This is a genomic window from Methylobacterium sp. SD274 (assembly GCF_017355285.1).
In the GTDB taxonomy this organism is placed as follows: Bacteria; Pseudomonadota; Alphaproteobacteria; order Rhizobiales; family Beijerinckiaceae; genus Methylobacterium.
The window spans coordinates 1-26,008 of sequence record NZ_JADIJP010000022.1 but is presented as its reverse complement, the minus strand read 5'-3'; the positions used below and the strand labels follow the sequence as shown (position 1 = coordinate 26,008).

The following is a 26,008-nucleotide window of genomic DNA, read 5'->3' as shown; positions in this document are numbered from 1 at the left end:
CGATGCGCTCCGGAAGCTCCGCCCTGCCCCTCGCCATTCTCGCCCTCACCGTCGCGGGGATCGGCCTCGTGGCCGCCACCGACGGGTACAGCCATTTCATCATCGCCCTCGTGGCGTTGACGACGCTGGCCGGAACGGGGCTGAACGTCCTCCTCGGCCTGACCGGCCTGATCTCCTTCGGCCATGCCGGTTTCTACGCGATCGGCGCCTATGCGAGCGCCATCCTGACCCTTTCCGGGGTGAGCTTCTGGCTGGCGCTCCCCGCCGCCGGCCTGCTCTCCGGGGTTCTCGGCGGCGTGCTCGCGATCCCCGCCATGCGGGTCAAGGGCCCCTATCTCGCCATGGTGACCATCGCCTTCGGCTTCATCGTCGAGCATGGGCTGATCGAGGGCGGCGCGCTCACCGGAGGCCAGAACGGCCTCGTCATCGCCACCGGCCCGACCCTGTTCGGATTCCCGTTCCTGGAGCGCGAACTCGCGATCCTGTCGGTCCTCGGCGCCGGCCTCGCCCTCTACGGCTTCCATCGCCTCGCGCGCAGCCGCCTTGGCCTCGCCATGCGGGCGGTGCGGGACGCGGATGTCGCCGCCGCGTCCCTCGGCTTCGATCCGGTGCGGGTGAAGACCCTGGCCTTCATGATCTCGGCGGCACTGACCGGCCTCGCCGGGGCGGTGCTGCCGCCGTTGATGCTGTTCATTGCGCCGAGTTCGTTCCCGTTCACCCAGTCGATCCTGTTCGTACTCTCGGTGGTGGTGGGAGGCGCCGGCACAGTGCTGGGGCCGCTCTTCGGTGCCCTGGTCACCGTTCTCCTGCCAGAGACCCTCTCCGGGCTCGCAGAGTACCGCCTGCTGTTCTTCGGCCTCGCGACGCTGGTGGTCCTGTGGCTGGTGCCGGCCGGCATCGTCGGGAGCCTCGCCCGGCTCCTGCCGCGCCGCGTTTCCGGGACTGCGTCTGGAACCGGCGGCGACGTCGTGTCCTACTTGGCGCAGACGCAGCCGGAAGCGCTCTCGGTGGAGGGGATCGGCATCAGCTTCGGCGGCATCAAGGCTGCGGAGGGCGTCTCGGTGAACGCCGCACCTGGCGCCGTCACGAGCATCATCGGCCCGAACGGGGCCGGCAAGACCACCGTGCTCAACATGGTCTCGGGGTTCTACCGGCCCGGTGCCGGGGCGATCCGACTCGCGGGTCGGGATCTCGCCGGTCTGCCCGCTCACCGTATCGCCCGCGCCGGCATTGCCCGGACCTACCAGACCACGCGGCTGTTCGGTTCACTGTCGGTCATCGACAACGTGGCCCTCGCCATTGCCCCCGGGCGTCTGTTCCGAGCAGGCGCGAGAAGCGATGTCGCCGCCTCTACCGCCCTCCTCGCCTTCGTCGGCTATACCGGAGCCCTCCACCGGCCCGCCGCCGAACTGCCTCACGTGGATCGCCGCCTCGTCGAAATCGCGCGGGCCCTGGCCGGTCAGCCACGCGTCCTTCTGCTTGACGAGCCCGCAGCGGGCCTCACTCGCGCTGATACCGACCGTTTGGGTGGTCTCCTGCGCCGCATCGCCGATTGCGGTATCGTGGTGGTTCTCGTCGAGCATGACATGCCCCTCGTCATGGGCATCTCGGACCATATCCTCGTCATGGATGCCGGACGGCCCATCGCGCGGGGGGACGCTCCTGCGGTACGGGCCGATCCCGCCGTCCTGCGGGCCTATCTCGGTGGTGCCGATACCCCTGCCCGGCCGCGCCCGTCCCCTTGGAAAGGTCCCGCCGACGCGGTTCTCTCGGCTCTCGACCTGACCGCGGGTTACGGCGCCGCACCGGTCCTGGACCGGCTGTCGCTGGATGTCCGTCCCGGCGAGACCGTCGCGCTCCTCGGCGCGAACGGGGCGGGAAAATCCACCGCCATGCGTGCGTTGAGCGGTCTCCTCCGCCCGGTAGAGGGCGCGGTGATCCTGGAGGACCGTGCCATCGCCGGCCTACCGGCCCATGCCATTGCCCGCCTCGGCCTCGCCCTCGTGCCTGAAGGCAGGCAGGTCTTCCCGGAACTCTCCGTGTTGGAGAACCTCCGGCTCGGCGCGCATGGACGCAAGGCCCCGATCGATCCGAGTGAGATCGAGGCCCTGCTCGACCGGTTTCCCCGCCTTCGCGACCGGGCAACGAGCCGGGCCGGGCTACTTTCGGGCGGCGAACAGCAGATGCTGGCCATCGCTCGCGGGATGATGGCGCAGCCGCGCATCCTCCTCCTCGACGAACCCTCGCTCGGGCTCGCCCCGTCCATGATCAACGCCCTCTACGCCGTCGTGGCCGAGTTGCGCGACCAGGGCGTGACCATCCTCATCGTCGACCAGATGGCCGCACTGGCCTTGACCGTGGCGGATCGCGGCTACGTGCTGGAACAGGGCTGCGTCGTCGCCTCGGGCTCGGCGGCGGAACTCTCCGCCGATGAGACCCTTGCCGCGGCCTATCTCGGTGCTGCCTGACAATTCGAGGGAATGAGATCGATCATGGAGCGCGATGCATTGACGGATGCACCGAAACACCACGGCCGCTACCGCTATAGCGCCCTGCCCGATCGTCCCGTCTACGACTGGCCGGGGGGGAAGCGCCTCGCGGTCTATGTCGCGCTCAATCTCGAGACTTTCGATTTCGGATCAGGCCTCGGCGCTGAACTGGCTCCCGGCGGTCCCCAGCCGGACGTGCTGAACTATGCTTGGCGCGACTGGGGCAATCGCGTCGGCGCCTGGCGGATGAAAGCGCTGTTCGACGAGCTTTGCCTTCCCGCCAGCGTCCTTGCCAACAGCCGGATCTACGAGGATTGCCCCGGTCTGATCGAGGCTTTCCGGGCGCGCGGCGACGAGATCGTCGGGCATGGCCGCAGCAATGCAGAGCGACAGAGCAGCCTCGACGAGGATGCCGAACGCGCCCTCATCGCCGAAGCCACGGCCATCCTGACTCGGGAGGAAGGCAAGGCCCCCGCCGGATGGCTCGGTCCCTGGATCTCGCAATCTCGCGTGACGCCGGACCTCCTGGCCGAGGCGGGATACCGCTATCTCCTCGATTGGGCCCATGACGACCAGCCGATTTGGTTCTCCACACGCGGAGGCGGGCGCATCCTTTCGGTGCCGTATCCCCAGGAACTCAATGACATCCCCGCTGTCGTGGCGAGGAAAGATTCCGCGCGGGACTTCGCCGATATGATCGTCGATGGCTTCAACGAGATGCTGCTGCAATCGGAGCGGGCCCCGCTTGTCATGGGGATTGCCCTGCACCCCTATATCGTCGGTCAGCCGCATCGGCTGCGGCCGCTTCGGGCGGCGCTTGCCCACATTGCCTCCCACCGCGACGAAATCTGGCTCACCACCGCTGGAGCCATCGCCGCCCACGTGACGAGCCAGGCGGGACCGGAGCGGGGATAGCGCCACCACTTCGCATGTTGCTCTGACCCAGAGCGCCCGCGTGGTTTGTTCCGTCAGTAAGCGATATGGCTATTAAAGGCTGGAAGGCGCGCAAGGCTTGCGCCATATAGGGGACATGACCGAAACATCGACATACCCCTACACCCTGGAAATCCTCAGCCCCCGCACCGAGGGCGCGACCTACCAATGGGCCATTCGCAAGGGTGGCAAGCTGGTTCAGCGCTCGGACCGAAGCCTGACCAGCGAGGCCAAGGCCCGCGAGAACGGTCTCGCTCAGATCGAGAAGCTCCTATCGGGTTTTGGCGAGCGATAAGCTCGGTTTTCTCCGGTTCCGCACCCGGATAGCGGCCGGTCCTAGTTGAACGCTGGACCGCCGCTAAGACCGTATCGCCGGAACGTGACGTGGGGTCGGGCCTCCCCAATTGGCTTCAGCCGATGGGGTATATGGCGTCACGGTTGACGCCTTTGCCCTTCCACGAACGCTGAACACCTTCCTGACTACCCTGGCCGCAGCGACCTAGTCCGAATGGGTCCTGCCGGCCGCTTTGCAAATTGCGTTGGCATATTATATCCCAGTATGTGTCTCTGACGCCGATTGCTGGGAGGTCGCTCGATGGTGAAGCTGGTGCAACCCGATCGTCCAATCTGGCCTCCTTTTCCGGACGAACCCAATGAGGTGCCTCCTTCGATAGAGGATGGGCTTCAGGGCGGAACGCCAAGCGAGCGGATACCGCAGGCGGAACCTGGATACAGCCATGCGACCGAACGTAAGGAGCTTGTTCGACCCGCCATATTGCCGGGTTCATAGCTGGCTGCCTACACAGGTCTTGAGTTGTGGCGAGTGTGATAGGCTGCAAAGCTTGAAACTGATCGCCCTCACGTAGGTTGACGTCTCAGAGATTCACTTGTGAATTCTGGGACGTTTCATGACGAAGATCGCCACTTTCTTCCTTGCGGTGATGCTGACTGCGTCCGCTCCCGCCTTGGCGCAATCGACAGGGCCGGCGGAAATCAAGCAACCCGGCCCGGCACGTATGACAACGCCAGGGACCACCGGCGCACCGGTGGTGAAGCCGGGGGGCATCGACAATAGTGGTCCAGGCTCTATTGGAACCGAGGCGTATGGTGCCGTAGGCGCGGAAAGCCGTTCGAATAACTCGGGTGCTGCGGGCAACGCCAACAAGCCTGAAGTCGCGATCCCCAACACGGGCGGCGGTGGTGGACGATAAACCGCGCGTCGGACGTATTCCCACAAGCGTATTGGCGCTAGTCAGTTGCTCGTGCCGACGGTATAGATCCGGGCTTTCGTTGAACGAGGGCTGTATATCGGCGGATATGACTTGGCTGATACGATGATATCATCTCAACATTAGATTTTATTCATTCGAGTGCTGAAAATTATAACGCTACGGGTGTGATGAGTTCGTGGCCTGTATGGCATTCAAGCAATCCGGTATTTGCACTTTGGCGGAAGCCGCTCCGCTTAATCGACCGTAGACCAGTTATGAGACGATCGACCGGCCCGCGCGAGGAGGGCGCCATCGCGAGCCGGTCGATGTACCGCGCATTCACCGGGTGAACGCGCGATGTCGGCATGCCCGAAGCGGTCGGGCATGATTGATGTGTCCCCTCACGATGCGGCCGGGTGAGCCATCGAGGTCGCGCCGGCAATCGTCCGGTCCTTGTCCGGAACTCGCTTCACGCGGAACCAGAGGGCATAGAGCGCGGGGAGGAACAGCAGGGTCAGAAGCGTCCCGACACCGACGCCTCCGATGAGGACGTAAGCCAGCGCCCCCCAGAACACCGAGTAGGTGAGCGGGATGAAAGCGAGCATGGCGGCGGCTGCGGTCAGGATGACGGGGCGGGCGCGCCGCACCGTCGATTCGACGATGGCGTCGTAATCCGACAGGCCCGCTTCACGGTCGTGGTGAATCTGGTCCACCAGAATCAGCGTGTTGCGCATCAGGATGCCGGACAGGGCGATCAACCCCAGGATGGCGTTGAAGCCGAAGGGCTGGTGAAAAATCAGCAGAGTCGGCGCGGCACCGACCAAGCCCAGCGGGGCGGTGGCGAAAACCATGAACATGGCCGCGAACGAACGCACCTGAATCATGATGACCGTGAGGGTCACGATCAACATGATCGGGAAAACCGCCACGAGCGACATCATCGCCTTCGCGCTTTCCTCGACCGCGCCGGCTGTGTCGATGCGGTAGCCCGGGGGTAGCTTGGCCTTGATCGGATCGAGCAGGGGCGCGACCTGAGCGTGGATGTCCGGTGGCTGCTTTCCGTCGATCACGTCGCCCTGGACGCGGATATAGGTCTCGCGATTGTAGCGCTTCAGGACCGCGTCCTCGCTGGTGCTCTCGAGCCGGGCGACTTGGGACACGGGCACTTGGCGGCCGTCCTTCGTCGCCAGCGTCAGGTCACCGATTTCGCCGAGTGAGCGCCGCTCCGGGCCGGGGCTGCGCAGCAGCACATCGACCGAGCGCAGGTTCTCGCGCACCTGCGTGGCGGGGGTGCCGTTCAGATAATTCTGCAGCTGCTGGCCTGCCTCCTTCGGGGTCAGCCCGATCAGGCGCAGTCGCTCCTGGTCGAAGGCGAGCCTCAGATTGGGGGTCTTGTCGCCCCAGTCCAGATGAACCAGGCGCAGGTTCGGGTTGGCCGCCATGACCTCTCGGATCTCGGCTGCGATGCCACGGATCACGTCGAGATCAGGGCCGACGACCCGGAAGGCCACGGGGAAGCGGATGGGAGGGCCGAACACGATCTGCAGCACGCGCACCCGCGCCTCGGGGAAGCGGCCCTCATCGACGAGTTTGCGGACCCTGCCGCGTAGGACGTCGCGGGTCGCCGCATCGGCGGTCTGCACCACGATTTGGGCGAAGGCCGGATCTGGCAGTTCGGGATCGAAAGAGAGCACGAAGCGGGGCATGCCCTGGCCGATATAGCTCGTGATCTCCCCAGCCTCGGACAGTTCGCGTACGGCCGCTTCGATCCGCTTGACGCTGGCCTCGGTGGTGGCGAAAGCCGATCCCGCCGGCAGGGTCACCTCGACGATGAGTTCGGGGCGCTCGGAATTCGGAAAGAACTGCTGTTCGACCTTCCCCATGGCGACCACCGCGAGCGCGAACAGACCTACCGTGATGCCGGCTGCCATCCATTTGTGGTCGACCGACATCCGCACGACGCGGCGTAGGCGCTGGTAGTTTTTCGTGGCGTAGATGGCCTCGTGGCCGCCTTCCACTTTCTTGATGTTCGGCAGAAGCTTGACGCCGAGATACGGCGTGAAAGTCACGGCGACGATCCAGGAAATGATCAGCGAGAAGGCTACGACCCAGAAGATGTTGCCGGCATACTCCCCGGCGGTGGAAGCGGCGAAGCCCACCGGCAGGAAGCCCGCGATGGTGACAAGCGTGCCCGTCAGCATCGGCGCGGCGGTGGCGCTCCAGGCATAGGTCGCGGCCTCGATCCGGTCGGCGCCTTCCTCCATGCGCACCACCATCATCTCGATGGCGATGATGGCGTCATCGACGAGTAGCCCGAGCGAAATGATGAGGGCGCCCAGTGTGATGCGGTCGAAGTCGCGGCCCGTCACCATCATGACGACGAACACCGCCGAGAGGGTGAGCGGCACGGCGAGCGCCACGACGATGCCGACCCGGAAGCCGAGCGCCACAAGGGAGACGAAGATCACCACGCCGAGGGCCGTGAAGAACTTGACCATGAATTCATGGATGGCGTCGTCGATGACCTTGGCCTGGTCGGTGATCTTGGTGAATGTGATGCCCACCGGCGTCTCGTGATGGATCGCCACCTCCTCGGCATTGAGGGCCGCGCCGAGGTTCAGGCCATTGAAGCCGGGCTTCATCACGAGGCCGAGCATGAGCGCCGGTTCGCCGTCGTTGCGGATCTCGAAGGTCTTCGGGTCTTCGTAGCCGCGCTTGACCTCGGCGATATCGCCGAGCTTGAGACTGCGGTCCCCGGCCGCAACGGGGAGGTTTCGGATCGCGTCGAGTCCGTCGATGGCGCCGTCCAGGCGCAGGTAGACGCGTGGACCCACCGCCTCGACGAAGCCTGCCGGTGTGACGTCGTTCTGATTGGCCAGCGCCGCCAGCACTTGCTGGCCGGTGATTCCGAGGGTGGCGAGGCGCTGATACGAGATTTCGACGAAGATCTTCTGGGCCTGCTCGCCGAGGATATTGATCTTCTCGACGCCGGGGACGCGCAGCAGGCGCTGGCGCATATCCTCGGCCCGTAGCACCAGCTGCCGGTGTGGAAGGCCCTTTGCCTGCACTGCGTAGAGGGCGAAATAGATGTCGGAGAATTCGTCGTTGAACAGCGGCCCAAGCACGCCACGTGGCAGGCTGGAGGCCTGATCGGAAAGCTTCTTCCTGGCCTGATAGAACTCCGATTGGAGCTTGGCCGGCGGCATGTTGTCCTTGAAAATGACCTTGGTCATCATCAGGCCGGGCCGGACCGTCGTCTCGGCGCGATCGTAGTAGACGAGTTCCTGCAGGCGCTTTTCGAGCGGGTCGGCGACCTGACGCTGCATTTCCTCGGCGGTGGCGCCGGGCCAGGCCGCCGAAACCGTCATCACCTTGACGGTGAAAGCCGGATCTTCTCCGCGCCCGAGCTTTTCGAACGCGAAGAAGCCGGCACCCGTTAGAGCAATAAGGAGAAAGAGCGTGACCGCTCGTTCTCGGACCGCAAGTGCTGAAAGGTTGAAGCCGCTCACCGCACGACTCCCGTCATGCTCGCCGGGGCCGGCCTGACCTTCTGGTCGGGCTTCAGAAGATGAGCACCCAGCGCCACGATGCGGTCACCCGCACTCAGGCCCGCGACGATGTCCGCGCGCTCCTCGCCCACACGAGCGACCTTCACGACTTGAGGCCGCACTGTTTCGGTGGCTGCGTCGTAGCGCCAGACGGAGGTACCTTGGCCTTGGTCGAATAGCGCGCCAAGCGGAACTTCCACCGCGGCGGCACGGCCGGCACTCAAGGTCTTGAGCAGCAGGGTCACGGTCGCGCCGAGTGGCGCGGTCTCGCCGCCGCCCGACAGAATGTAGCGCGCGCGGTAGGTGCGCGTGGCGGGGTCGGCGGTTGCCGAGAGTTCACGTAGCCGCGCGGGATAGGTGCTCTCGCCTTCGGCATAGAGGGTGGCCGAGGCTTCGCCTTGCGCGGCACGCCGGCTGCCCTCCGGCAGGAACACTTCTGCCTCGCGGGCGCCATCGCGTGCCAGTTTCACCACCGTCTGCCCGGCGGCGACCACCTGACCGGGCTCCGAGGGGACCTCCATCACGACCCCGTCCGCATCGGCCTGCAACTCGGCATAGCCGGCCTGGTTGGCGATCTGGCTCGCTTGGGCTTCGGCATTGGCGAATTGCGCGATGGCGGCGTCAGCCGCGCCTTTGTTCTGATCGTAGGTCTGTTTCGAGGTCCAGCCGTCGGAGACGAGTTTCCGGCTGCGCTCCTCGTCGGCTTTGGCCTTGATCATCTGTGCGCGGGCGGCCTCGACGGAGGCGCGGGCCGCGTTGAGCGCGAGGCTGAAATCGGTCCGGTCCAGGCGCATCAGAGGCTGGCCGCGCGTCACCCGGTCACCCGGATCGACGAGACGTTCGAAGATCTTACCTCCGACGCGGAAGCCGAGATTGCTCTCGGTGCGAGCCCGGATCACCCCCGTGTAGCGGGCCATCCCGCTGCCGCTGCGCACGACCTCCACGGTCTGGACCAAGGGCGGCTGAGGTGACACGGCGGTCTCGGCCGGCGAGCATGCCGTCAGGGCAAGCCCGATCATCCCGAGCGCAATCCTCGCATCCATTACGCATTCCCCGTCGGCGACTCACTACCAATAAGATGATGAGTAACATATATTTTGCCAGAGAGAAGCGTCAAGATGCCTCGCTGTGGAGCGCGCCCTGTCTGAGGACGTCGCTCTCGGCCTATCGTGGGGAAAGGCGGCTCTGCCGGTACTGAAGGCCGCGGCGGTTAGAGTTTCGTCGTCTCCGCCCGCATTGTGATCGGGCCGCCAGGGACTCACAGCGAAAATCTGAGAACACGGGCAACGGCATGAGCCGATGCTGGGTCACGCCGCACAAAGAGGCCTTGCGACTCCCGTTTTCAACGAAACAGCTGGCGCCGAGGCCGAAAAATAGGGTCAGCCCCGCATGGGGCGGGCTTGCAGGATGGCAGCCAGCACGAAGGGGCGCTTCATTAGGGGGCCGGCATTGCCCCGGTTGACGAAATCATTCGCGCCAGGATGCCGTCGAACGGCTTTTCCCAGATCGAGACGGTAGCCTTCCTTGAAAACGAAAGGCGGCGCCATCGAATTTGCAAGAAACACTTCGACGGCAGCCGCCACTTCCTCTTGGGAAATCAAATTCAGGTCGCACAGGGCGGCTGTCGTCAGCTTTTCGGTCATTCCGAATGGTAGAGCCGCGCCGCTTTCCGGGCAACCATTTGCGCGCCCAGTGCGTCGGCATTCTTCATCGGGCAAGCCATGCCTGACGGTGCAAGCTCGGGCGCATCATATCAGCCTCGGCCCACCACGTGCACAACCGCGACGCGGGGATAGGACAAGGTCAGAAAGCTGTAGTTTGACAGGGGTTTAATGGTTGATGGCGGAGGGAGCGGGATTCGAACCCGCGATACCGTTTCCGGTATACACACTTTCCAGGCGTGCGCCTTCAACCACTCGGCCACCCCTCCAGTCTCACACGTCGATGCCAGCCAAAGAGGCGGCGGCGATGCGCGAGTGGCGTGCTGTACAAGCCGCGTTCTCGGCGTGCAAGGGACCAGAGCACCGATCGGGTGAGGAAACGTCCGATTTCGCGCTTGCTCCGGTCTACCTGTGTCTCAATGGCACCGGGCGGGCGCATCGGAACGCGGCATGCGTTGCGCCATGCGAGGGGGGCTTGGACCGCCACGCGAGGGGGTCTTAGACCGCCATGCGGCGGGTTTTGCGCGATCAGGCGCATTGCGCATCGCGGGGGCTCGAGCGTGGCCTGTCATTGCCGGTTCCATCGTCGAGCGCCGGGATAAAACCGAGTGGTTCGTTTGGTCGTCGGCGCTCGCTTCGGCAGGCCCGGATGAACAGACCGTGTCCTGCCGTTTGCTGATGTCCCTTCCGTTGAAGGTCCGTTCCGGTTTGCCCGTCTAGCCACGGCTCGGGGGACGTGGTTTGCCGAGCATTCCATGGAGGGGCGCGTCGGCCTGTAAGACGCCTTCCCAGATAGACTAGTTGGATAGCGGCTCTCCGGTTTCTAGTCCTTTTTATGCAATTGCCGCATCACTTCGCATCTGGTTTCTAGAAACGGCAGATTGCGACGAGATCCTGGCGAGTTTTCGTCGTGCATCGACCTGAACGTTGCGATGCAGCGAGGAGCGGGACATGCCTTCGATCAAGTATACGTACGGCGTTGAATTCGATCCTAACGCGAGCCTTGCGATATCGATATCGAACGCGATCTATGACGATGACGGCGCAAAGTACAAATTTCGCGGTCAGATCAACAACGACCCCTATGGGAATGTGATTGCCCAGCTCTATAATGGCATCAACAATCTGTCGGAGGATTATGTCCTTGAACAATACAAAGTCAGTTTCAGCATAAATTTCTCGGATACTACGGGAAACGTGACGCTGAATGGGCATGATTTCGATGACATCATTCAGGGCGGCGTGGGAGACGACATTCTTCGCGGTGGTGCGGGCGACGACACGATACGCGGCATGGGCGGGGCCGACACGTTCTGGGGCGGTGACGGCGACGACCGCCTCGTCGTAAGGGAGGCGGGCGCAAGCGTTCACGGCGATGCCGGCATGGACAAACTGTTCCTGCAGGGAGGAGACAGTTTCGTCTTCACTGATGATACGCTGCAGAATGTCGAGACCATTCATCTCGGTGCGGGCTCCGAATTGGACCTTTCCGCCGTCACGGCGGGCGTGACTATCATCCAGACCAGCAAGATCGGACTTCCGGGCACGATCGTTGGCACTCAGGATGCCGACACGATCATCGCAGGTGGTGGATACGTCTCTATCAGGGGCGGCGACGGCGACGATGTTCTCAAAGGGACGACCGGATTGCCCAGCTTCGCCGGAGAGGGTGGGAACGATGTCATCACCCTCGGCATGCAGGGCGGCTACGCAACCGGGGGCGAAGGCGATGACGTACTTGTCGGAAGCTCCGTGGCACCGAGCGCACTACACGGCGATTCCGGCAACGATCGCATCAAGGCCGGTGCGGGTGGAGCGACGATCGGGGGCGGCGCGGATGCCGACAAGCTGTTCGCCAATTTGGGAGAGGACCTGTTCGTCTTCACCGCCGGTTTTGGCCGCGACAACCTCTATGGCCTCGATGTCGAGAACGATCGCATCGCTGTGGCCATCGCGGGTGTGGAGTCCGGCGATCTCATGTTCCGTTCGATGAATGGCGGGCAGGATACGCTGGTGACGTTCCGCGGCGTCGAAAGCAGCAACAAGATCATCCTGCACGACGTCCACCTCGCCGACCTCAAAATGGCCCAGGACGACCTGTTCCTTTTTGGTGCGTGACGGCGAGACTGGCCGCGAGATCTCCGCCCCACCGCACGGCTCCGTCCCGAGCCGTCGACCCGCCCGGCTCAGGCCGCGGCGGGTTTCTGGCTTCGCCCGAATGCGCCGAGCATGAGAAGAGTCGGGGATGGCTTTGGACGGGTCCATGGGCCGGGACCCCGGAGGCTTCGATCTGCGCGGTAAAAGCATCACGGAAGCCCCGTCGTTTCTCGCAAGTCACGAATGACACTTTGGCACCATGATAAACATATGTGTATGTATTTCCGCGCAAATCCTTAAATTGTGCTTAGTATTCATTAGATCTGGAACATGGAGGATGAGTAATTATTGACCGCCGTCAGTAACGGAGAATGCCTATGTCGAACATTCGCTTGCTCGCACTCGTCGCTCTACTCGGCATGGTCCCGGTCGGGACCGCAACGGCCCAGCAGGGCACAGGATCGCCGGGCGCCAGCGGGGCTCCTACGGGGGCCGAAGGGCAGAAGGTCGAGACCGGCAAGGAGATGACGGGCGGCGAGCGCGGCGGCGGATCGGGAAATACCGGAGTCCCCGGTGGCTCTCCGGCAGCCGATGGCAACAAGACGCAGGATAGCCGGACCACCAAGACCCGCGATCGCTGATCTGCCCCTGCCTCGTTCCAGCCGGAGCGCTCCGCGCCGAAGCGGGTTCCGGTTCGGCGAAAAAGAGCGCGGCACGAGGAAGGCCTGGAGATGTGCCCCGGCCCGACGTGGTCGGGCGCATCTCTCGGCGGATCACTCCGCGCCCGGCAATCGATGCTTTCGGCGCCGTATTAGAGGCGGCCGAGAGCGCTCTCTTCTGGAAGCGAGCCTCCCTCCCCTCCTAGCGCCCCTCCCCTCAAGCCGGTTCGGTCGCCAACGAGCCGGATTTGGTGGTGGCAGTCCTCAAAAATTAACTCTTCGCTAACCCTGAGCCCGGCAATTCTTGCCGGGTCCACGTGGGACGTGAAGGGTGTCGAGTATGAGCGAGACGGGCGCCGCCGCGCCGGCTCAGGGGCCGGGTCTGGGGCAGTTCGCGAGTTTCGCGATGCCCAACCGCGCCAACCTCACCGCTCTGTCGAAGCGCACCGACCTGTTCTTCGCCACGGCGGTGATGGGCATCCTCACGGTGCTCATCTTCCCGCTGCCGGCCTTCCTGCTCGACCTGCTGCTGGCCGTCTCGATCATCATCTCGGTCATCATCATGATGACGGGCCTGTTCATCGACAACCCGCTCGAATTCACCGTCTTCCCGACCCTGCTCCTCGTCGCGACCCTGTTGCGGCTGGCCCTGAACCTCGCCTCGACGCGCCTCATCCTCGGCCATGGCCATGAGGGAACGGCGGCTGCAGGCCACGTCATCGAAGCCTTCGGCAACTTCGTGATGGGCGGCAACTTCGTCATCGGCATCATCGTGTTCGCGATTCTCATCATCGTGAACTTCGTCGTCATCACCAAGGGATCGGGCCGTATCGCGGAAGTCGCGGCCCGCTTCACCCTCGACGCGATGCCCGGCAAGCAGATGGCGATCGATGCCGATCTCTCGGCCGGTCTCATCGACGAGAAGGTGGCGAAGGCCCGGCGCGCCGCGCTGGAGGAAGAATCCTCCTTCTTCGGTGCCATGGACGGTGCCTCGAAATTCGTGCGCGGAGACGCCATCGCCGCGCTGCTCATCACCTTCATCAACGTCATCGGCGGCATCATCATCGGCGTGGCCCAGCAGGGCATGCCCTTCGGTGCCGCCGCGAAGACCTACACGCTGCTCACCATCGGTGACGGCCTCGCCAGCCAGGTTCCGGCCCTCATCGTCTCGACGGCGGCCGGTATCCTCGTCTCGAAGGCGGGCGTGAAGGGATCGGCCGACAAGGCGCTCGGCAAGCAGCTCGCCAACTACCCGAAGGCGCTCGGCATGTCGTCGGGCGTGATGGTTCTGCTCTCGCTGCTGCCGGGCATGCCGATGCTGCCCTTCCTCGCCCTCGCCGGCGCTTCGGGCTACGCCGCATGGCACTTCGCCAAGGTCGCCCGCGAGGCCCCGCCCCTTGATTCCGACGGTGCGCCGATGGACGCCACCGCCGTGGCCGCCGCCCAGGCCGCCAAGGAGGAGACGGTGACCGATCTCCTCAAGCTCGACGATCTGAAACTGGAAATGGGCTACGCGCTCCTCGCCCTCGTCAACGGGCAGGAGGGCCAGGACCGCCTGACGGACCAGATCAAGGCCCTGCGCCGCCAACTCGCGGCGGAACTCGGCTTCGTCATGCCCTCGGTCCGGATCCTCGACAACGTCCAGCTCGATTCCAACGCCTATGTGGTCCGGGTGAAGGAGATCGAGGCCGGCACGGGTCAGATCTTCCCCGGTCAGTTCATGGCGATGGACCCGATGGGCGGACAGGTGCAGCTGCCCGGGCAACACATGCTGGAGCCAACTTTCGGCCTGCCCGCCACCTGGATCGACGCCTCCCTGCGCGATCAAGCGCAGCTCAAGGGCTACACCGTGGTGGATGCGGCCACCGTGGTCTCGACCCATCTCACCGAGATCATCAAGGCGCATGTCTCCGAGCTTCTCAACCATGTGGAGGTGCAGAAGCTGCTGAAGGAGCTCTCGAAGGACCACGCCGACCTCGTCAAGGAGGTGGTGCCCTCGCAGATCGGCACCACGGGCATCCAGCGCGTGCTGCAATACCTCCTCGCCGAGCGGGTCTCGATCCGCGATCTCGGCTCCATCGTGGAAGGCATCGCCGAGGTGGCGGGCCATGTGAAGAATCCGCGCGACATCGTCGAGCATGTCCGAGCCCGTCTCGGTCGCCAGATCTGCGCGCAGTACCAGGGGCATGACGGCATGCTGCCGATCATCACCCTCTCGCCGCTCTGGGAGCAGGCGTTCCTCGAATCCATCGCCGGGGAGCGCGACGAGCGCTACCTCGCGATGCAGCCCTCCAAGCTGTCGGAATTCGTCAACACGGTGCGCGACCGCTTCGAACAGGCCGCGCGGATGGGCGAGATGCCGGTCCTCGTCACCTCGGCCCAGGCCCGGCCTTTCGTGCGCTCGATCATCGAACGTTTCCGCCGCGAGACGGCCGTCATGAGCCAGGCGGAGATCCACCCGCGCGCGCGGCTGCGGACGGTCGGTTCGGTCTGAGGCCGGGATCCGGAAACACGGTGAGGGTCCGCCCGACCGTATCGCGGCGCTCTAAAAGGCTCCCTGAGCCGTTTTCCCAAAGCTCTGCCTCATCCTGAGGTGCCGCGTAGCGGCCTCGAAGAAGACGTCCAGAGATCGCGCGACCACTGGAGGTCTTCTTCGAGGCCTTCGCTGCGCTTCGGCACCTCAGGATGAGGCGATCTAATTGGATGATGGACCTTGGCACAGGTGCCCGCTGGGACATCCGAACGATCGGAGTCTCAGAGCGGCTTCTTCTCGAGCCGCTTCTCGATCCTGTTCGGATCGATGCCCGGGGCGACGACGGGGGGAGCGGGCACGGCGGAGGCCGGCGGCGCTTTCGCGAGGTCGGCCAGGCGTGAGCGCTCGTAGAGCAGGACGACCACCACCGAGATGAGCGCCGGGATCCAGAAATAGAACACCCGGAACACGATGACGGCCGCGATGATCGCGTCCTTCTGGCCGGGATCGGTGATCTGCATCGCCGTGATGAAGACGAGTTCGAAGACGCCGAGCCCGCCCGGGGCGTTCGAGACCAGGGCGACGGAGAACGAGGCGAGGAAGATCGCGATGACCGCGATCGGGCCGGGATTCACCGCTTCCGGCAGGGCGAAATACAGGATGCCGGCGGCGCCGAGCAGCTCGAGGGGGGCCGCCAGGAGCTGGCGTCCCATGATCGCCGGGCGCGGATATTCGAGCTTGAACTTGCGGATGTGGAGCGGCGGAAGGCGCAGGATCGACCCGGCGACGTAGAGCGCGACGAAAGCCAGCAGCCCGATGCCGACGATGAGCGCAGTCTTCGGGTCGGTGAGGAAGCCCGGCAGGATGCCTTTGAGCCGCGAGAGCAGCTGCGGCTCGACCACGAGGACGACACCGCCGAGGAGCACCGTTCCGAGGAAGAAGGTGAAGGAGCAGAGAGCCACCAGCACCGCCACCTGGGCGGCCGAAAGGCCCTTCGCCGTATAGGCCCGGTAGCGGACCAGGGCGCCGGAGAAGACCGAGGCACCGATATTATGGGACAGCGCGTAGGTGGTGAACGAGCACACCGCCACGAAGAACCACGAGATGCCGCGCACCCCCAGATGCAGCAGCGCGATCCGGTCGTACCAGGCCAGGGCCGCATAGGCGACGAGGGTGGAAAGACCGGCCAGCACCATGCGATGCGGCGGAATGGCGACGATGGCCGCCCATACCGCCGCCATCGAGGTCGTCTTCAGCTCCTGGTAGAGAAAGTAACCGGAGATGGCGATCGCCAGGATGCCGATGAGCGGCCAGGCGAAATCCTTGATTGTCTTCATCACGAACCGGTCATGCCCCCACAGCCCAGCCTACCTGCACGACCGCGAGGAGCATCGCAAGCGAGACGGCCGGCCCAGGCATTACCCGGACAGATGTCATGTGAACATGACGACTTCGTGCCGCCCGCCGCGCCGCTCGTTCAGGCGCGGATGCGGGAGAGGCCGATACCGTCCATGGCCGCCTGATCGCGGGCCGCCTCGGCGACGCGTTCCGCCGTGCGCTCGCGATCCTCGAGGATCTCGATCTTCTTGAGCTCCTCGAACGCCTCGCCGAGTTCGGCCTTGGCGTCCGTGAGCTGGCCTTCCAGGGCGAGCGCGGATTGGCGCATGTTGTCCCGGCGGGTCGCGGCGGCGCGGGCATAGGTCGGATAGGCGAAATGGCCGGTGTCGGTGATGCCCGCGCGGCCTTCCTCATAGGCGACCTCGCGGTCGAGCTCGGACGCCATCCGGTTGAAATCGGCCATCATCATCTCGATTTGCGTCACCCGCCGACGCTTCTCGTCGACCTGGAAGCGGCGCAGCCGGATCAACGTGTCACGCGATTTCATATTGAGGGTCCCATTCCACGCCACGCACGAAAGGCCGGCGCCGTCGGCGCCGGAGACGAGAGAGAAGACGTTCCGGACGTCACTCAGGCGCCGCCGACGATCGCTGCCAACCGTTGGTAACCCTCGCCTATCGAGGTTGCTTCTTCCTTACTCTGACCCAGAAAAGCCTCGATACTTGGCATCAACCCGACGGCTTCGTCCACTTCCGCCGACGCGCCGGCCCTGTAGGCGCCGAGTCTGATGAGTTCCTCCATGTCGGCATAGGTGGAAAGGATGCGCCGGGCGCGCCTCACGGTCGGCAGATGGACGGGGTCGCAGGAGCGCGGCATGGTCCGCGAGACGGAGCGCAGGACGTTGATGGCCGGGTAGCGTCCCCGCTCGGCGATGCCGCGCTCCATCACGATATGCCCGTCGAGGATGCCGCGCACCGCATCGGCAACGGGCTCGTTATGGTCGTCGCCCTCCACCAGCACGGTGAAGAGGCCCGAGATCGCGCCCTGCCCCGTGCCGGGTCCGGCCCGCTCCAGCAGGCGCGGCAATTCGCTGAACACCGTCGGCGTGTAGCCCTTGGCGGTGGGCGGCTCGCCCGCGGCGAGGCCGATATCGCGCTGGGCCATGGCGAATCGGGTAATCGAATCGATCATGCAGAGAACCTGCGCGCCCTGATCGCGAAAGTACTCGGCCATGGCCAGGGTGACGTAGGCCGCGTTGCGCCGCATGAGGGCCGGCTCGTCCGACGTCGCCACCACCACCACCGAACGGGCGAGGCCGGCGGGGCCGAGATCGTCCTGGAGGAATTCCTGCACCTCGCGCCCGCGCTCGCCCACGAGGCCGATCACCGCCACATCCGCCGCCGTGTAGCGGGCGAGCATGGAGAGGAGGACGGACTTGCCGACCCCGGAGCCGGCGAAGATGCCCATGCGCTGGCCGGCGCACATGGTGATGAAGGTGTTGATGCAGCGGATGCCGAGATCCAGCGGCGGGCCGACCCTGCGCCTTGCATGGGCCGGGGGCGGATCGGCGCGCAGGGGGTAGATGGCCGGACCCGGCGGCAGCGGGCCGAGCCCGTCCACCGGACGGCCGAGAGCGTCGATGGTCCGCCCGAGCCAGCCGGCGGAGGGGCGGATCGCGCCGGCGGCCTCGTCGCGCACCATGGCCGGACAGCCGCGCCGAACGCCTTCGAGCGAGCCGAACGGCATGGCCAGCGCCCGGTCGCCCTGGAACCCGATGATCTCGCAGGGCACGGCGCCGCCGCCATGCTCCACCATGATGTCCAGGCGCCCGCCGAGCCGCATGGCGGCGACCGGCCCGGCGACCTCGACCAGCAGGCCCTTGATCGCCACGACGCGACCGAAGGTCTCCAGGGTCTGAATGCCGGCGAGTGCGGCCTGGGCCGCAGCGAGATTCAGCGTGGGAGAAACGCGGGGCCGGTCCGTCATCTGCGCGTCTCTCAACGATTCATTTACCTCCCTCCTTAACACTGCGTACATCGGGCTTGAAGCGGTCCGTCGTCATTCATGAACGGACATTCGTTCGTTCAGGCTGCGATGCATCGCTTGGGCGTGTCAGTTGAGATACAGCTATCGACGAAGGCAAATCTATCAAGTGCTTAGCTGAATGTTTTCGTGTAATGCTTGCGCCGGCCCCTCACCTCTCGGGGCCGGATCGCCGATCGGTCGCAGCATCATTTTCGGAAACGTTCAATTCTGTGCTTGCCACCGAGAATCAGGTTTTGTTAACGATTAACCATTAGCGTTTCACGTCTATGACGAGGGAGCGTCCGCCACGGGCCGGTGGTGGACGAATGGCGGGGGCTTGCCCGAACGCTGAATACGGCCGGCTGGGCTGGGGACCGACGATGCGGGTACTTCTGATCGAAGACGACAGCGCGACCGCGCAGAGCATCGAACTGATGCTCAAGTCGGAGAGCTTCAACACCTACACGACGGATCTCGGCGAGGAAGGTATCGACCTCGGCAAGCTCTACGACTACGACATCATCCTTCTCGACCTGAACCTCCCCGACATGTCGGGTTACGAGGTGCTCCGCAATCTGCGCGTTGCGAAGGTCAAGACGCCGATCCTGATCCTCTCCGGCATGGCCGGCATCGAGGACAAGGTGAAGGGCCTCGGCTTCGGAGCCGACGATTACCTCACCAAGCCCTTCCACAAGGACGAGCTGGTCGCCCGCATCCATGCGATCGTCCGCCGCTCGAAGGGCCATGCCCAGTCGGTCATCACCACCGGCGACCTGATCGTGAATCTCGATCAGAAGACCGTCGAGGTCACCGGCAGTCGGGTCCATCTCACCGGCAAGGAGTACCAGATGCTGGAGCTCCTCTCGCTGCGGAAGGGCACGACTCTCACGAAAGAGATGTTCCTCAACCATCTCTACGGCGGCATGGACGAGCCCGAGCTCAAGATCATCGACGTCTTCATCTGCAAGCTGCGCAAGAAGCTCGCCAACGCCTCCTCCGGCAAGAACTACATCGAGACCGTCTGGGGACGCGGCTACGTCCTGCGCGAGCCGAACGAAGGCGAAGAGCGGATCGCCGTCTGATCCTCCTCGCTTCGGAACTCGGAAAAAAAGGCCTCGCGTGAGCGGGGCTTTTTTGTTGCGGCGAAGGGCCAATCGAAAGGGCGGGCCCGAGTAGCGTTTCGCGCACCGGTAAGCCCTGTCCCAAGATCGCCGTCGTTCATGGCGTCTCAGCGCTCGTTCTTATCCGAATCGATCCGGATCGTGAGGTGAGCGCTTCCTTGCATCAGAAGGACGACCGTACTTCCGATTTTCGAGAGAGGAATGCCGGTCAATGACAATTCGCCGGTCGCGAAAGCCGACGACACCCTTTGTCGTTCGATCTCCCGCCCATCGATGGCGAGGGTCGCGAGCTTGCCGGATTGTCGGTCGGCCAGAGCCGCGAGACGTTTCGCGCTCTCAGGGTCGAGGAGCAGACGCGCGGTCGCTCTGTTCGAAGCGCGCGCGTCACGCTTGATCGCCGCCTTCGCGACCCGCAGGGGGATTGTTTCGGCCATTGCGGGCTGAATCGGGATTATTGCCCCTATGAGAGCCAGGATGGCGAACTGCTTCATGTCGTCAAACCCGTTCTGCAGACGAGCCGGCCTCGCCTGAGCGGGGAGGAACTACAACCCCACGACCTTGCGCAGCATCGGCTGAGGCTGCGTGGCCAAGCCCGGCCGTGCCGCGCTTGGCGCCTGGCCATAGAGCCCGCGATGCTGAGGGTGCGGCACGAGCCGGTCGGTGAGCCCGATCACGGTTTCGGCCGCGCCGAGAAGGACGACGCCGTCCGGGGTCAGGCTGGAGCTGAGACGTCCCAAAACGTCGCCCTTCGTCGGTGCGTCGAAATAGATCAGCACGTTGCGGCAGTAGATGATGTCGAACGCTCCGAGCGATTCGAACGGATGCAGCAGGTTCAGCGGGCGGTAATCCACCATCTGGCGCAGGCTGGCGGAGATGCGCCACTGATCGCCCACCTGCTCGAAATGCTTGAGCAGGGATTGGACCGGCAGGCCGCGCTGCACCTCGAAATGGCTGTAGAGGCCGGCCTTGGCCTTATCCAGCACCTCGGTCGAGAGGTCGGTGGCGACGATATCCACCTGCCAGCCGGCAAGGCGCGGTGCCGCGTCCTGGATCAGCATGGCCAGGGAATACGGCTCCTGGCCCGTGGACGCCGCCGCGCACCAGATCCGAAGGCGGCGCTGGCTCGCGCGCCGAACCAGGGCTTCCGGCAACAGCACGTCCCGGAACAGATCGAAGGGCACGCGGTCCCGGAAGAAGAAGGTCTCGTTGGTGGTCATCGCCTCGACCACCGCGCGTTCCAGGCTCGGGTCACGCGGGGACTTCAGCGCGTTGACCAGATCGTGGAGGGTCGCGAGGGTGAAGCGCCGGCAGACGGGCGTGAGCCGGCTCTCGATGAGGTAGCGCTTCTCGGCACTGAGAGCGAGGCCCGACCGCGTCTTCAGGTAGCTGCGCAGGAAGTCGAATTCGAGATCGGTCATGCGCCATGCCCCGTCAGGAGGTTGCGGAGTGCCGGGCCGATCTCGCCGAGCGGTAGCACGGCCTGGGCGAGGCCGGCCTTGGCGACGCTGCCCGGCATGCCCCAGACGGTGCTGGTCGCCTCGTCCTGGGCGAGCACGGCCGCCCCCGCCTCCGTCAGCGAGCGAGAGCCGTTGGTGCCGTCGGACCCCATTCCGGTGAGGATCACCGCGAGGGCCGCCGAGCCGTAGAGGGCTGCGGCGTCGTGGAACAGCACGTCCACCGCCGGGCGGCAGAAATTCACCACCGGCCCATCGTCGAGGCGGATGGAGAGGTCGTTCCGGCTGCCCTGCAGGCCCATATGGCGGCCGCCCGGGGCGACGTAGATTCGGCCCGGCACGATACGCTCGTCGGGCTTGCCCTCCGCCGCCGGAATACCGGTCCTGGCACCGAGATGCTCGGCGAAGACCGCCGTGAAGACCGGTGGCATGTGCTGGACGATCAGGACCGGAAACTGCCGCAGGGTCGCGGTTCCGATCTTCTCCAGCACTTCGCCGACGGCGCGCGGGCCGCCCGTGGACGAGCCGATGAGCAGGCAGCGCGGCGGGATTCCCGTTCGGGTTTTCGGGCGCAGGACGAAGGGCGTCGCCGGCCGTTGGGCCGGTGCAGTGGCGATCTGGGCCGCTCCGACAGGGGCTGGCGCGGAATGGGGCCGCCGCCGGGCGCGGGCCGCTCCGAACACGCGGACGCGCTCGATCAATTCGGCGCGGAACGTATCGGAGGTGGTGACGCCGCGATTGCTTTCCGGCTTGGCGAGGTAATCGACGGCGCCGAGGGCGAGGCATCGCAGGGAGATGTCGGCGTTACGCGTCGTCAGCGTCGACATCATCACGACCTGGACGCCAGGGCTCTTGGCGAGAATCAGAGGCAGGGCCTGCGTCCCGTCGAGCTCCGGCATGTCGATGTCGAGAAGCACCACGTCGGGATCGGTGCGCGACATGGATTCCAGCGCGATCCGGCCGTTCGAGGCCGTCGCCACCACCTCGAACCCGGCTTCGCCGATCCACCGGGCCACGAGGCCGCGAACCACGGCGGAATCATCGGCGATCATGACCCGCACGCGAGCGGCGTTGCTCGCGGCGCCCCCGGTATGCGGAGCGAAGGCGGGGGCGGAGGCGGCAGCGGCCATGGAACTCTACGCTTCGTCGGGACGACGGGAAAACCTCAGCGACGATGGGGCGGGACTGGAACCCACCCTGTCTCCGGGTCAGGCGGCGTCGGCCTGCTGGCCGAATCCAACCTGTTCGAGCTTGGCCGTGACGATGTCGCGGTCGAACGGCTTCATGATGTACTCGTCGGCGCCGGCATGCAGCGCCCGTGCGATGGCACCGACGTCGTTCTCGGTGGTGCAGAACAGAACCTTCGGCGCCAGGCCTCCGGGTGTCTGGCGCAGGACCCGGAGGAACTCGTAGCCATCCATGGTCGGCATGTTCCAGTCGAGCAGGATGACGTCGGGCATCGCTTCGACGCAGGCCGTCAGGGCCTTGGCGCCGTCCTCGGCCTCCCCGACCTTGAAGTTCATGGACTCGAGGATACGCCGCGCGACTTTCCGGATGACGGCGGAATCATCGACGATGAGGCAGTTCTTCATGGGGCTGTCCTCGATCTGGATGGTCAAGCGGCACCGGCGACGTCGAGTTTCGTTCCGAAGGCGAGCAGCGCGTCGACATCGAGGATGACGAGAAGTCTTCCATCGAGCCGGTGCACCCCGAGCGAAAGATTGCGCCAGCGGGAATCGAGGTTGATCGGCACGGGCTCATGCGTCTCCGCTCCGAGCTTCAGCACCTCGCCGACACCATCGACCACGAGGGCGAAGGTTTCGCCACCCTGTTCGAGGCCGATCGCCATCTTCTGGCTGTCGTCGGCACGGTCGGCGAGACCGAGACGGCGGCGCAGGCACAGGGCCGTGACTACGCGTCCGCGCAGGTTGAGGAGGCCGACGATCTCCATCGGCGCCAGCGGGACGGGCGTCACGCCGGCGGGAATGAAGACGTCGTGGACCCGGTCGATCGCGAGGCCGAACATCGTGTCGGCGACGAAGACCGTGATGAAGTCCGTGGTGGCGCCGGAATCGACGCCTTTGTTGCTGTTGGCGGCCTGCATCATGGCTCAGATTCTCCGATTCTGTTCGAAGGCCGTGTTCAGGCGGCTTTGGGAAGGCTGACGATATCGATTTCGCTGAGGGCCGAGATCAGCCCGCTGCGGTCGAACTTCGCCACCAGATCGAGGATCGAAAGCGACCGGGCGCGCTCGATGGCATCGACGCCCACCGTGCCGGAGAGGCCGATGACCGGGAGCTGCGAGACCCGCTCATCGCCCTTCCGCATGGCGGCGACCAGGTCGAAGCCGTTGCGGCCCGGCATTTCCAGGTCGCACACCACCACGTCGATCCGGCTGTTGTTCACCAGGGTGGTGAGAGCGGCTTCCGCGCTTCCGGCGGTGATCACGTTGTAGCCGGCGGCCTTGAGGACCGGGCTCAGCATGTCGCGAAAGAAGGCGGAATCGTCGACCAGGAGCAGCGTCGCGCTGCGCTTCTCCGGCTTGTGCGCGCCCCGCGCCCAGTCGTCATAGGCGAGCGGCAGGAAGTGGGCGATGTTGATGATCTCGGTGGCGCGGCCGCGCAGGACCGCCGAGCCGATGAGGTCCGAACGCTCGGCCGCGATCTCCACGTCGAGGCGCTCCTCGACGATGTCGATGATCTCGTCCACGACCAGGCCCATGGCCCGTTCGCCGTCCGAGAACACCACCAGCGCCTGCGTGCCTTCGCTCCTGATCTCGATCGACTGATCGGCCGGGACCAGCGGCATGAGCCGGCCACGGTACTGGATCAGCGGGCGTCCGCCGACCCACTCGATCTTGTTGGCTTCGATCTCCTCGAGACGTGTCACGAGCGAGAGCGGCACCGCCTTGAAGCTGCCTCCGCCGCCCTTGAATACCAGCAGCGTCGCCTTTGCGTCGGCGGCATCGGTCTCCTCCGGCTCGGCATCCACCGGGATGACGCCGGTCTGCGTACCCTGGCTGACCTGGCGGGCGATGCCGTTCGGATCGACGATCAGGACCACGGCACCGTCGCCGAGGATGGTATTACCGGCGAAGAGCGGCAGATGGCGCAGCTTCGACGACATCGGCTTCACGACGATTTCTTCCGTGTGGAAGACCTCGTCCACGAGGATGCCGAAACGCTGGCGTCCGACCTGGGCGACGACGACGAAGCCGGAATCGATGCTATCGGCGTTCTCCTGCTGCCCGAGCACCCCGGTCAGGGTGACGATCGGGAGAAGGCGCTCGCGCAGGCGCAGCACCGGCGATCCGTTGATGCGCTCGACCTTCTGGGCCGTGGCCTTGTCGACGCGCACGAGTTCCAGCACGGCCACCTGCGGCACGGCGTAGCGAAGGTCGCCGGCCTTGACGATGAGGGCGGCGATGATCGCCAGCGTGAGCGGGATCTTGATGGTGAAGGTGGTGCCGCGGCCGAGTTGCGTGTTGATGTCGATGACGCCGCCGATCAGCTCGATATTGGTCTTCACCACATCCATGCCGACGCCGCGGCCGGACACCGAGGTGACCGCCTTCGCCGTCGAGAAGCCGGGATGGAAGATGAACTTCGCCACCTGGGCGTCGGTCATCTTGTCGATCTCGGACTGGCTCGCGACGTTGCGCTCCACGGCCTTGCGGCGGATGGCGGCGAGATCGAGGCCCTTGCCGTCATCGGCGATCTCGATCGTGATCGTTCCGCCTTCGTGATAGGCGGCGAGACGGATCGTGCCACGGGCCGGCTTGCCGGCCGCTTTCCGATCCGCGGTGGATTCGATGCCGTGGTCGGCCGAATTGCGCACCATGTGGGTGAGCGGGTCCTTGATGACCTCGAGGACCTGACGGTCGAGCTCGGTCTCGGCGCCGCTCATGATGAGCTCGATCTGCTTGCCGAGTTCCGACGACAGGTCGCGAACCACGCGCGGCAGCTTCTGCCAGGCGTTGCCGATCGGCTGCATGCGCGTCTTCATGACGCCTTCCTGCAGCTCGGCCGTCACGTGGCTGAGGCGCTGCAGGGGAACCTTGTAGGTGGAATCGTCGTGGCGACGGGCGATCTCGAGGAGCTGGTTGCGGGTCAGCACCAGCTCGGACACCATCGTCATGAGGTGTTCGAGCGTGTCCACGTTGACGCGGATGCTTTGGACCTTCGAGGCTCCGCCCTCGGATTCCCCGGAGGGAGCGTCCGACCCGTTCTTCCGGTTGGCGCCCTTCGAGGACGAATCCTCGGCCAGCGACGCAGGTTCGAACTCGGGAACGGTGAATTCGGGCTGCTTCGGTTCGGCCATGGCGACGGGGGCCGGCTCGAGGGGGAGCGGCTCCGACAGGTCGGGACCTTCGGCTTCGAGGAAGGCGCGCTCCAGATCGTCGAGGGAGACTTCGCCGGGCTTGAGCTCACGCACGACGGGGTCGGGGAGCTTTGTCTCGACCACGGCGGCCGGCGCCACGAACGGGGCGGCCGACATCGCGTCGAGGGCATTGATCAGGTCGTCGTCGTTTCCGGCCGGCTCGGTGCCGGCGATCTCGAGATCGCCGAGGATCTGCTTGAGCCGGTCCAGCGTCACCAGGATCAGGCTGACGGCGGGGCTGCTCACCGGCATGCCGTCGCGGAACTGGCCCATCAGCGTCTCGGCTGCATGCGCCAGCGCTTCCAAGCGCGGAAGGCCGAGGAAGCCGCACGTGCCCTTGATCGTGTGGACGAGGCGGAAAATGTTCCGCAGGATCGTCTGGTTGTTGGGGTCCTGCTCGAAGCGGACGAGTTCGGCGTCCACCGTGTCGAGATGCTCTGCGCTCTCGGTCAGAAACTCACGCAGCAAGTCATCCATTAGAGGCACTCGGTCCAGACGCGCACTAGGTTTGTGCGAAGTCCACCTTGAGGCCGACAGGTTAGTGAAGAGTTTCGAGAGAGAGACAAATCCACAAGTCGCGGCAGGATTTGATTGAGGCCTGCCGCGACAGTCGGGCCCG

20 protein-coding genes and 1 tRNA gene are annotated in these 26,008 nt (G+C 65.1%); 8 read left to right on the top strand and 13 right to left on the bottom strand.

What is annotated here, in order from left to right; genetic code table 11:
• Positions 1–2 precede the first annotated feature (2 nt).
• The 4 genes from IPV08_RS17705 to IPV08_RS17690 all read left to right on the top strand — a co-directional run bounded on the left by IPV08_RS17705 (position 3) and on the right by IPV08_RS17690 (position 4,633).
• Positions 3–2,468, top strand: coding sequence for a branched-chain amino acid ABC transporter ATP-binding protein/permease (locus IPV08_RS17705; RefSeq protein ID WP_207412834.1), 2,466 nt, complete (start codon positions 3–5; stop codon positions 2,466–2,468).
• Positions 2,469–2,492: 24 nt separating this feature from the next.
• Positions 2,493–3,404 carry a polysaccharide deacetylase family protein gene (locus IPV08_RS17700; protein ID WP_207412833.1) on the top strand — a complete coding sequence of 304 codons (912 nt, stop codon included), beginning with the start codon at positions 2,493–2,495 and terminating at the stop codon, positions 3,402–3,404.
• 115 nt (positions 3,405–3,519) lie between these two features.
• Complete coding sequence (locus tag IPV08_RS17695) at positions 3,520–3,717, top strand: hypothetical protein (protein WP_018042694.1); 198 nt, start codon at positions 3,520–3,522, stop codon at positions 3,715–3,717.
• A 613-nt stretch (positions 3,718–4,330) separates the two neighbouring features.
• Positions 4,331–4,633 (top strand): hypothetical protein, encoded by a 303-nt coding sequence (locus IPV08_RS17690; RefSeq protein WP_210348538.1) that lies wholly within the window; start codon positions 4,331–4,333, stop codon positions 4,631–4,633.
• Between the two features lie 401 nt (positions 4,634–5,034).
• Here the strand turns inward: IPV08_RS17690 and IPV08_RS17685 are convergent, their stop codons facing one another.
• The 4 genes from IPV08_RS17685 to IPV08_RS17670 form a co-directional block, all read right to left on the bottom strand.
• The gene (locus IPV08_RS17685) at positions 5,035–8,142 is read right to left on the bottom strand and encodes an efflux RND transporter permease subunit (RefSeq protein WP_207412832.1); all 3,108 of its coding nucleotides are present in this window, start codon (positions 8,140–8,142) and stop codon (positions 5,035–5,037) included.
• Complete coding sequence (locus IPV08_RS17680) at positions 8,139–9,224, bottom strand: efflux RND transporter periplasmic adaptor subunit (protein WP_207412831.1); 1,086 nt, start codon at positions 9,222–9,224, stop codon at positions 8,139–8,141. Before IPV08_RS17680 ends, IPV08_RS17685 begins: the two co-directional genes overlap by 4 nt.
• A gap of 336 nt (positions 9,225–9,560) precedes the next feature.
• Positions 9,561–9,824 carry a hypothetical protein gene (locus IPV08_RS17675; RefSeq protein ID WP_056432548.1) on the bottom strand — a complete coding sequence of 88 codons (264 nt, stop codon included), beginning with the start codon at positions 9,822–9,824 and terminating at the stop codon, positions 9,561–9,563.
• A 197-nt stretch (positions 9,825–10,021) separates the two neighbouring features.
• Positions 10,022–10,111 (bottom strand) — tRNA-Ser (locus IPV08_RS17670).
• Between the two features lie 682 nt (positions 10,112–10,793).
• Here IPV08_RS17670 and IPV08_RS17665 point away from each other — a divergent pair.
• The 3 genes from IPV08_RS17665 (at position 10,794) to flhA (ending at position 15,092) form a co-directional block, all read left to right on the top strand.
• Positions 10,794–11,960 carry a calcium-binding protein gene (locus tag IPV08_RS17665; RefSeq protein ID WP_207412830.1) on the top strand — a complete coding sequence of 389 codons (1,167 nt, stop codon included), beginning with the start codon at positions 10,794–10,796 and terminating at the stop codon, positions 11,958–11,960.
• A 356-nt stretch (positions 11,961–12,316) separates the two neighbouring features.
• Positions 12,317–12,580, top strand: coding sequence for a hypothetical protein (locus IPV08_RS17660; RefSeq protein ID WP_056424916.1), 264 nt, complete (start codon positions 12,317–12,319; stop codon positions 12,578–12,580).
• 358 nt (positions 12,581–12,938) lie between these two features.
• Entirely contained in the window at positions 12,939–15,092 is a 2,154-nt protein-coding gene (gene flhA, locus IPV08_RS17655) for a flagellar biosynthesis protein FlhA (protein WP_056424913.1), read from the top strand.
• A 260-nt stretch (positions 15,093–15,352) separates the two neighbouring features.
• Here flhA and IPV08_RS17650 read toward each other — a convergent pair whose 3' ends face one another.
• From IPV08_RS17650 to fliI, 3 genes are all read right to left on the bottom strand, one after another.
• On the bottom strand, positions 15,353–16,408 hold the full coding sequence (locus IPV08_RS17650) for a lysylphosphatidylglycerol synthase domain-containing protein (RefSeq protein ID WP_056424910.1): 1,056 nt from the start codon (positions 16,406–16,408) through the stop codon (positions 15,353–15,355).
• Between the two features lie 140 nt (positions 16,409–16,548).
• Entirely contained in the window at positions 16,549–16,956 is a 408-nt protein-coding gene (fliJ, locus tag IPV08_RS17645; protein WP_027174293.1) for a flagellar export protein FliJ, read from the bottom strand.
• A gap of 83 nt (positions 16,957–17,039) precedes the next feature.
• A complete protein-coding gene (gene fliI / locus IPV08_RS17640) occupies positions 17,040–18,395 on the bottom strand; it encodes a flagellar protein export ATPase FliI (RefSeq protein WP_056424907.1) in 1,356 nt (451 codons plus the stop codon).
• Between the two features lie 419 nt (positions 18,396–18,814).
• Between fliI and IPV08_RS17635 the strand changes: the two genes are divergently transcribed.
• Positions 18,815–19,516: a response regulator transcription factor CtrA gene (locus IPV08_RS17635; RefSeq protein WP_018042682.1), complete on the top strand. Its 702-nt coding sequence runs from the start codon at positions 18,815–18,817 to the stop codon at positions 19,514–19,516.
• Between the two features lie 146 nt (positions 19,517–19,662).
• Here the strand turns inward: IPV08_RS17635 and IPV08_RS17630 are convergent, their stop codons facing one another.
• From IPV08_RS17630 to IPV08_RS17605, 6 genes are all read right to left on the bottom strand, one after another.
• Positions 19,663–19,989, bottom strand: a complete 327-nt coding sequence (locus IPV08_RS17630; protein ID WP_207412829.1) for a hypothetical protein — start codon at positions 19,987–19,989, stop codon at positions 19,663–19,665.
• Between the two features lie 108 nt (positions 19,990–20,097).
• On the bottom strand, positions 20,098–20,973 hold the full coding sequence (locus IPV08_RS17625; protein WP_207412828.1) for a protein-glutamate O-methyltransferase CheR: 876 nt from the start codon (positions 20,971–20,973) through the stop codon (positions 20,098–20,100).
• Positions 20,970–22,139 (bottom strand): chemotaxis response regulator protein-glutamate methylesterase, encoded by a 1,170-nt coding sequence (locus IPV08_RS17620; protein WP_207412827.1) that lies wholly within the window; start codon positions 22,137–22,139, stop codon positions 20,970–20,972. Before IPV08_RS17620 ends, IPV08_RS17625 begins: the two co-directional genes overlap by 4 nt.
• 78 nt (positions 22,140–22,217) lie before the next feature.
• Complete coding sequence (locus IPV08_RS17615) at positions 22,218–22,601, bottom strand: response regulator (RefSeq protein WP_056425005.1); 384 nt, start codon at positions 22,599–22,601, stop codon at positions 22,218–22,220.
• A gap of 23 nt (positions 22,602–22,624) precedes the next feature.
• Entirely contained in the window at positions 22,625–23,113 is a 489-nt protein-coding gene (locus IPV08_RS17610; RefSeq protein ID WP_056425002.1) for a chemotaxis protein CheW, read from the bottom strand.
• A 38-nt stretch (positions 23,114–23,151) separates the two neighbouring features.
• Positions 23,152–25,866, bottom strand: a complete 2,715-nt coding sequence (locus tag IPV08_RS17605; RefSeq protein ID WP_207412826.1) for a hybrid sensor histidine kinase/response regulator — start codon at positions 25,864–25,866, stop codon at positions 23,152–23,154.
• Between the last annotated feature and the right edge of the window lie 142 nt (positions 25,867–26,008).

What these genes read in the sequence shown, in the direction of transcription:
- IPV08_RS17705 (WP_207412834.1), top strand. Translation starts at nt 3, where the DNA reads ATGCGCTCCGGAAGCTCCGCCCTGCCCCTCGCCATTCTCGCCCTCACC.
- IPV08_RS17660 (WP_056424916.1), top strand. Translation starts at nt 12,317, where the DNA reads ATGTCGAACATTCGCTTGCTCGCACTCGTCGCTCTACTCGGCATGGTC.
- IPV08_RS17630 (WP_207412829.1), bottom strand. Translation starts at nt 19,989, where the DNA reads ATGGCCGAAACAATCCCCCTGCGGGTCGCGAAGGCGGCGATCAAGCGT.
- IPV08_RS17635 (WP_018042682.1), top strand. Translation starts at nt 18,815, where the DNA reads ATGCGGGTACTTCTGATCGAAGACGACAGCGCGACCGCGCAGAGCATC.
- IPV08_RS17605 (WP_207412826.1), bottom strand. Translation starts at nt 25,866, where the DNA reads ATGGATGACTTGCTGCGTGAGTTTCTGACCGAGAGCGCAGAGCATCTC.
- IPV08_RS17675 (WP_056432548.1), bottom strand. Translation starts at nt 9,824, where the DNA reads ATGACCGAAAAGCTGACGACAGCCGCCCTGTGCGACCTGAATTTGATT.
- IPV08_RS17615 (WP_056425005.1), bottom strand. Translation starts at nt 22,601, where the DNA reads ATGAAGAACTGCCTCATCGTCGATGATTCCGCCGTCATCCGGAAAGTC.
- IPV08_RS17680 (WP_207412831.1), bottom strand. Translation starts at nt 9,224, where the DNA reads ATGGATGCGAGGATTGCGCTCGGGATGATCGGGCTTGCCCTGACGGCA.
- IPV08_RS17665 (WP_207412830.1), top strand. Translation starts at nt 10,794, where the DNA reads ATGCCTTCGATCAAGTATACGTACGGCGTTGAATTCGATCCTAACGCG.
- fliI (WP_056424907.1), bottom strand. Translation starts at nt 18,395, where the DNA reads ATGACGGACCGGCCCCGCGTTTCTCCCACGCTGAATCTCGCTGCGGCC.
- IPV08_RS17695 (WP_018042694.1), top strand. Translation starts at nt 3,520, where the DNA reads ATGACCGAAACATCGACATACCCCTACACCCTGGAAATCCTCAGCCCC.
- IPV08_RS17700 (WP_207412833.1), top strand. Translation starts at nt 2,493, where the DNA reads ATGGAGCGCGATGCATTGACGGATGCACCGAAACACCACGGCCGCTAC.
- IPV08_RS17650 (WP_056424910.1), bottom strand. Translation starts at nt 16,408, where the DNA reads ATGAAGACAATCAAGGATTTCGCCTGGCCGCTCATCGGCATCCTGGCG.
- IPV08_RS17690 (WP_210348538.1), top strand. Translation starts at nt 4,331, where the DNA reads ATGACGAAGATCGCCACTTTCTTCCTTGCGGTGATGCTGACTGCGTCC.
- IPV08_RS17620 (WP_207412827.1), bottom strand. Translation starts at nt 22,139, where the DNA reads ATGGCCGCTGCCGCCTCCGCCCCCGCCTTCGCTCCGCATACCGGGGGC.
- IPV08_RS17625 (WP_207412828.1), bottom strand. Translation starts at nt 20,973, where the DNA reads ATGACCGATCTCGAATTCGACTTCCTGCGCAGCTACCTGAAGACGCGG.
- flhA (WP_056424913.1), top strand. Translation starts at nt 12,939, where the DNA reads ATGAGCGAGACGGGCGCCGCCGCGCCGGCTCAGGGGCCGGGTCTGGGG.
- fliJ (WP_027174293.1), bottom strand. Translation starts at nt 16,956, where the DNA reads ATGAAATCGCGTGACACGTTGATCCGGCTGCGCCGCTTCCAGGTCGAC.
- IPV08_RS17610 (WP_056425002.1), bottom strand. Translation starts at nt 23,113, where the DNA reads ATGCAGGCCGCCAACAGCAACAAAGGCGTCGATTCCGGCGCCACCACG.